At 58.8% G+C, this 5,132-nt stretch carries 8 protein-coding genes; 4 read left to right on the forward strand and 4 right to left on the reverse strand.

The window, feature by feature from the left end; all coding sequences use genetic code 11:
* Positions 1-140: 140 nt before the first annotated feature.
* The 4 genes from ABNX41_RS21455 to ABNX41_RS21470 form a co-directional block, all read right to left on the reverse strand.
* Complete coding sequence (locus ABNX41_RS21455) at positions 141-1,214, reverse strand: exonuclease domain-containing protein (RefSeq protein ID WP_438671715.1); 1,074 nt, start codon at positions 1,212-1,214, stop codon at positions 141-143.
* 196 nt (positions 1,215-1,410) lie between these two features.
* On the reverse strand, positions 1,411-1,710 hold the full coding sequence (locus tag ABNX41_RS21460) for a HigA family addiction module antitoxin (RefSeq protein ID WP_438671716.1): 300 nt from the start codon (positions 1,708-1,710) through the stop codon (positions 1,411-1,413).
* Positions 1,711-1,719: 9 nt separating this feature from the next.
* Entirely contained in the window at positions 1,720-1,995 is a 276-nt protein-coding gene (locus ABNX41_RS21465; protein WP_438671717.1) for a type II toxin-antitoxin system RelE/ParE family toxin, read from the reverse strand.
* 94 nt (positions 1,996-2,089) lie between these two features.
* Positions 2,090-2,542 (reverse strand): hypothetical protein, encoded by a 453-nt coding sequence (locus ABNX41_RS21470; RefSeq protein WP_438671718.1) that lies wholly within the window; start codon positions 2,540-2,542, stop codon positions 2,090-2,092.
* Between the two features lie 93 nt (positions 2,543-2,635).
* Here ABNX41_RS21470 and ABNX41_RS21475 point away from each other — a divergent pair, with 93 nt between their 5' ends.
* From ABNX41_RS21475 to ABNX41_RS21490, 4 genes are all read left to right on the forward strand, one after another.
* A complete protein-coding gene (locus tag ABNX41_RS21475) occupies positions 2,636-2,833 on the forward strand; it encodes a hypothetical protein (protein WP_438671719.1) in 198 nt (65 codons plus the stop codon).
* Between the two features lie 113 nt (positions 2,834-2,946).
* The gene (locus ABNX41_RS21480; RefSeq protein WP_438671720.1) at positions 2,947-3,411 is read left to right on the forward strand and encodes a hypothetical protein; all 465 of its coding nucleotides are present in this window, start codon (positions 2,947-2,949) and stop codon (positions 3,409-3,411) included.
* A gap of 242 nt (positions 3,412-3,653) precedes the next feature.
* Entirely contained in the window at positions 3,654-4,745 is a 1,092-nt protein-coding gene (locus ABNX41_RS21485) for a hypothetical protein (RefSeq protein WP_438671721.1), read from the forward strand.
* Complete coding sequence (locus ABNX41_RS21490) at positions 4,742-4,990, forward strand: hypothetical protein (RefSeq protein WP_438671722.1); 249 nt, start codon at positions 4,742-4,744, stop codon at positions 4,988-4,990. The genes ABNX41_RS21485 and ABNX41_RS21490 overlap by 4 nt, the downstream gene beginning before the upstream one ends.
* Positions 4,991-5,132 lie beyond the last annotated feature (142 nt).

The following is a 5,132-nucleotide window of genomic DNA, read 5'->3' on the forward strand; positions in this document are numbered from 1 at the left end:
GGCGTGGCATACGGCGCTTTTGCCATGGATGAAGAAACGACCAAAGTTCGAGGATCTGGCCGGGATCAAGCGGCAGGCGCGCGATCCGCTGCCATGGCAGGCGCAGTTGGCGCAATGGGAAGCGTTCGCATCAAGGGGTGTTAGGGACGCCGGATGATGGCCAAAAATTCCTGTTCTCCCAAAATGCGAACATCCTGGCCATTGGCGATATACTCTTCCGCCTTGCGGTGCTTTGAGCTTTTACTGTGGCCCGCCAATAGCGTTAGGTCCTGATCCCCGACAATGAGGATTGTCGTCTTTTTGGTAACGTTTGCCGCAACGGTGATTCCGTTGTTGGCGGCGATATTCGCGGCCTCTTCGCGTGACATGCTGAGGGCGCCGGTGAACACCGCGACATGACCCGCCAACGGCCCATCTGGGCTTGCTTCTCTGGTAGTTGGAGGCGCGTATCTGGGTCTCCTCTTCGCTGGCATAACCAGGTCTTGAAATAGCGACCCCGTGGTGTTCTCGGCGCGCAGAACCACTTCCGCAGATGCTCGGGCGTCTTCCTCCCCATCGTGATGGCGGAAAGACAGGCCGAGGTAATCGCGAAGGCTGGCAAGGCCGTGCCCCCCATTGCCCTTCAACTCGGGCCAAGCGCGTTGGGCAACCCGCACGCTGTCGGCCCACTTAACGGCTGGCATGTCGATATCGCAGGCATCGCAAGCTGCGGCAATGCAACGCCGGTCGAAGTCGCTGTGTTGGAAAACGGTATTTGTGGACAGAGTTGGCGCAATGTGAGCCATCGCGTGTTCGAAGAAAGGGGCTTCGGCATCGATGATGGTATCTTCGCTGATGCCGTGTATGCTGATGTTTGAAGGAGAAAAGTCATCGTCTGGGTCCACATAGATGGCCCAGGTGATGATTGAGTTGTCTGGCCGAACGAAGGCAAGACCAATCTGGCAGATGCTGGCGGGATCGTCATTGGCCGTTTCAACGTCCAGGGCGATGAAGCGGAAGGGACCATCTGGGAGGGCGGGCAGATCAGGCTTGTGAGTATCCCGATATTCTTGCGCGTCCGCCAGTGCTTTCGCCTGATCCGGTGTCAGTTCAATATCGAAGGTTTCGGTGTGATCACAAATCGGTACGGCGAAGGATAGCGAAGGATCTGGGGTCGGCTTCTCCGGTGTCTCGGGCTGGTTCTTCTTGCCAAAAAGCCACGAAAGCAAAGCCATGATTCCCTCCGGTGTCGTTTTCGGAAGGGTCGCCGTTCGCAGGGCGGTGAGTCAACCGGCAGGTATCAGCGGTCGGCGCGCGCGCTCACGCGATCCCGAGAAGCGTGACGAAGGGGAACAGGAAACTCGCCATCCCCGTCCAGGTGCCGAGGATCATCAGGAGGGGGTCTGTCAGGTCGGGTCCGACTTGCATGGGTTACTCTGCCGCAAACAGGGTCGGGACGCCGGAGACGTCTACTGCACGGGCGGCATGCCATGCGTCGTAGGCTCCCTGCATGCGAACCCAGACCAGCGGAGCGCCGCCGAACATCTTGGCAAGCCGGACGGCAACCTCGGGGCTGACCGGCTTCTTCTCGGCCATGATGTCGTAGAGATGCTGGCGGGAAATGCCGAGCAGGGCGGCGATCTCGGTCTTCGGCTTCCCGATGGCAGGGATGATGTCTTCCCGGAGCAGCGCGCCGGGATGGGAAGGGCAGCGGTCTGAGTTGCGGGTCATCTGAGCCTCCTAATGGTATTGCTCGAAGTCGATCACATAGGCATCGCCGTCGATGAACTCGAATGTGATGCACCATGGTCCGTTCACATGAACGGTGTAGCGGGTTGGATTGTGCCCCTTGAGGGCGTGGAAGTTGAAGCCGGGCAGGTTCATGTCCTCGGCGGTTTCTGCGGCATCAAGACGGTCGAGCCGCCGGAGAATGCGATCATGAAACCGGGCGTCGATCTTGGACTTGCCAGTTTCCCAGAGGGCCTTCAGTTGCTTGTCGCTGAACGTCTTGATCATGAGGGTTTGTAAGCAAAAAGCTTACACAAGTCAAGCTTAGAGTGACAAGTCAACCCTTGCCGGTCACCCCTCGGGGGCGCCGGGTGGGGTGGGGCTAAAAGGGGATATCATCGTCTAAATCAGCTTTCTTCTGAGCAATAGCTTTCTGAACTGGCGGGAAGATTGACCAGCTTTCACTATATCCAGGGTCGAGGGAGTAGCTGCTACCGTCCGCCTCAACGCGGTAAGTTCCTGCGTCTTTAAGTGAAAAAACGACCGCATTCGCCTCAACATAATTGATGTTGATCACGAGTGGGTGCTCTGCCAGAAGATCGCGGGCAACTGCGCGGAGCAGTCCGGTCGCCCTGAGGCGATCTTTGAACCGTTCCACGATCGTTTGGGGTGTGTCTCGGTACAGCAGTGCTTCATCGAGTAATCGGCGCACAGCTTCGACCTCAGACGGTAGTCGCTTGTCCTGCTGAAACGATGCGATTCGGTCAACAAGCTCCTTGGGGAGCATGTAAACCTTTCTGATCATTGTTACTTCTTCAATGTTGTCATCGTTCATCAGTCTTTGCCTCACGCGGATGTTCAACTCTCTTGACATGTGAGTGGTATGTGCCGCAAATTGTTCAAAGCTATGAACATGTGGAGGTAACTGTTGGCTGAACATCCAAATGGGTATGCGTCGAACCGGAAGAAAGAGCGGGATGTGGTTCGGATCGTGACCGAACTGCCCGCGAAGCTGGTCAGTGACGTTGATGAATGGGGAGTGTCTGCTGGCATGACCAGCCGCCGCGAGGCGACAGAGACGCTTTTGAAAAAGGGCCTGGAGGCTGTCCAGCATGGGGCAGCATAGCCAGGCAGACGGCGGCGGGGATCACGGCCTAGGAAACCACCCCGCCGCCAGTTGCGACACTGCTGCCCTGCAAGGCAGCGCATCTATCAACCCCGGTTTTAGGAGAACCGAAGATGAATGCTATCACGCATAACATTCCCCAAGCTCTTGGGGCAAGGCAGCAGGCACTGGTGGCCCGCAAGGGTGTGCTCTGGATGATTGCCCGCGAAGGCGGGAAGCTGTCGCATCTGGATATGACCGACGAACTTAAAAGGTTCTCGACCTATGTCGGCCCGGACAGGAAGGCATCGTCACAGCCGAAACTGGTCTATGTTGTGTTCCAGCGAATGGTCTACCGCCCGCTTGGACTGAACAAGGAGGAGGTCCGGGCGAGGATGGAAGGCCGGGACGATTTCGACATGGTGACGCTGAACGCGGTCAGCACGATGGAGGCCGCCGTTGCCAGGATCGTCCGTTCCGGCATGGCGAACGGAAAGACCCGCGATCAGATCAAGGCCGCTGTACGCTTGGCCTGTGACGAGTTCGCCACTCAGGTGCGGCGCATCGAAAACGACGACTTCTACGAGGTGGTGCAGTGAGTGATGAGCAAGAAATTATCCAAGCGGCACGGGCAGCATCCTGTGATGAGCCGCTGGTCTATATTGACCTCTTGCTCGCACGTGCCTGCGCTACAAGCGAGGGCTTGGCGTTCGTGAATGAGGTGAATAGGGATATGGTTCAAATGCTGAGGGATCGTATCGCAAAGGCGAACGAGCGCGCTGCGGGCGCTGAGGCTGCCTGCGACCTTTGGCGGATCGTATCCGGTAGGCGGGAGGGGTAGATGTCGAACACCATTTCCGGTGTGGGGAATCCCCACACCAATCTCGCTGCGGCACAAATCGCGCGTCTTGATCAGATCGCCCGTGAGGTGGCGGTTTTCGCTACGATGGCGCGCGCCAGCAAGATTTCGGCGGGCCGATCTCTGCTTGAGGCGCGTGCGATGTTCCCGAGTGATCAGCAGTTCGGCGCTTGGCGGGATGATGTTCTGCCAAGCTTGGGGCGTGATACCGCTCACGAATACATGCAGGTTGCCCGGGAATATGGTGATCGACCTCAGGTGATCGAAGCGGTGGCGTGGTCTACGGCTCTGCGCCTCTCAGCGCCATCCACGCCGCAACCCGTCCGAGAGGTGGTCGAGGCTGGTATCGCCGCAGGAGAGGCGTTCACTGAGGCCAAGGTCAAAGCCATGATCGAGGCCGAGCGGCGGCGGGCCGATGAAGCAACGGCTAAAGCCGCAAGCGCCACGGCCGAAGCGGAGCGCCAGCGCGCCAAGGCTGATGCTCTGGCCGAAGGGCAGCGCGATCTGATCGAGGCGGCAAAGGAGCAGGCGAAGCGCGAGGCCGAAGCAAAAGCCGCCGCCGATCTGGATAAGGCCAAGGCCGAGGCGCAGCGGGCGAACGCTGCCCTTGCCGAGCAGCAGCGCAAGTTGACCGAGGCGACCAAGAAGGCCGAAGATGCAGCCATGGAGAAGGCGCAAGCCGAAGCGGAAAACCTTGCCGCCGCCGAGTTGGAAAAGCTGCGAGACGAGGCGCACAAGGCAAAGCGCCGCAAGGATGATGCTGAGCAGGAGGTGTCGCGCCTTAAGGGGCAGGCGGATTTTCTGGGCAAGCGCGTCGATGAATTGAAAGGCTATATCCGGGCGACCGAAAGTGCGCAGGACGAAGCGGCCAGCATCGACCAGGCGATGAAGAAGGTCGTTCAGGCGGTGAGCGATGCTATGACCCTTCTGCAATGCCTGCGCCACGATCATGACACAGAGGTTTCCAAGCGGGTGCGGCAGGCGGCAGAGGTGTTCAGCAGGTCGGCGGAGGCTCTTGAAAGCCGGATCGTTGGTCGAACCCTGATCCATGATGCGGAGTATGTGGCGGCATGAGTGAGGTCATCCGAAAGAACGGCAAAACCTATCTGAATATGTCTGGGGTCACGTTTACCGACATGAAAACCCTCGTAGAGGCCGCAGTTCAGTTCACCGGCCGCTTGGAAGATGAGCACTGGGACCTTCATGTCATGCCGATGCTGGACAAGGACCCGGAACTGTTCCGGCTCAGGACTGAATATCACGAAGCAATGCGGTCTGCCGCTAATGCCCTGAGGTCGGTATCCACCCAGAACCGCTGAGAGCAATCGGCCCCCGGAAGCGTTCCAGCGCAACCGGAGGCCTAACCAACCCAGATGAAAGGACCATCAGTCATGGCCTTTTTCCCCTCCGGCGCCTAACTCTAGCTTACGCTTCCTTCTCTCTGCCAGGCGTGCCCTGCGC

The organism is Pseudogemmobacter sonorensis (assembly GCF_042762395.1).
Lineage (GTDB): Bacteria > Pseudomonadota > Alphaproteobacteria > Rhodobacterales > Rhodobacteraceae > Pseudogemmobacter > Pseudogemmobacter sonorensis.

Bases quoted from the DNA above. Each gene is read 5' to 3' on its own strand.
- ABNX41_RS21485 (WP_438671721.1), top strand. From the start codon at position 3,654: ATGTCGAACACCATTTCCGGTGTGGGGAATCCCCACACCAATCTCGCT.
- ABNX41_RS21480 (WP_438671720.1), top strand. From the start codon at position 2,947: ATGAATGCTATCACGCATAACATTCCCCAAGCTCTTGGGGCAAGGCAG.
- ABNX41_RS21460 (WP_438671716.1), bottom strand. From the start codon at position 1,710: ATGACCCGCAACTCAGACCGCTGCCCTTCCCATCCCGGCGCGCTGCTC.
- ABNX41_RS21455 (WP_438671715.1), bottom strand. From the start codon at position 1,214: ATGGCTTTGCTTTCGTGGCTTTTTGGCAAGAAGAACCAGCCCGAGACA.
- ABNX41_RS21470 (WP_438671718.1), bottom strand. From the start codon at position 2,542: ATGAACGATGACAACATTGAAGAAGTAACAATGATCAGAAAGGTTTAC.
- ABNX41_RS21465 (WP_438671717.1), bottom strand. From the start codon at position 1,995: ATGATCAAGACGTTCAGCGACAAGCAACTGAAGGCCCTCTGGGAAACT.
- ABNX41_RS21490 (WP_438671722.1), top strand. From the start codon at position 4,742: ATGAGTGAGGTCATCCGAAAGAACGGCAAAACCTATCTGAATATGTCT.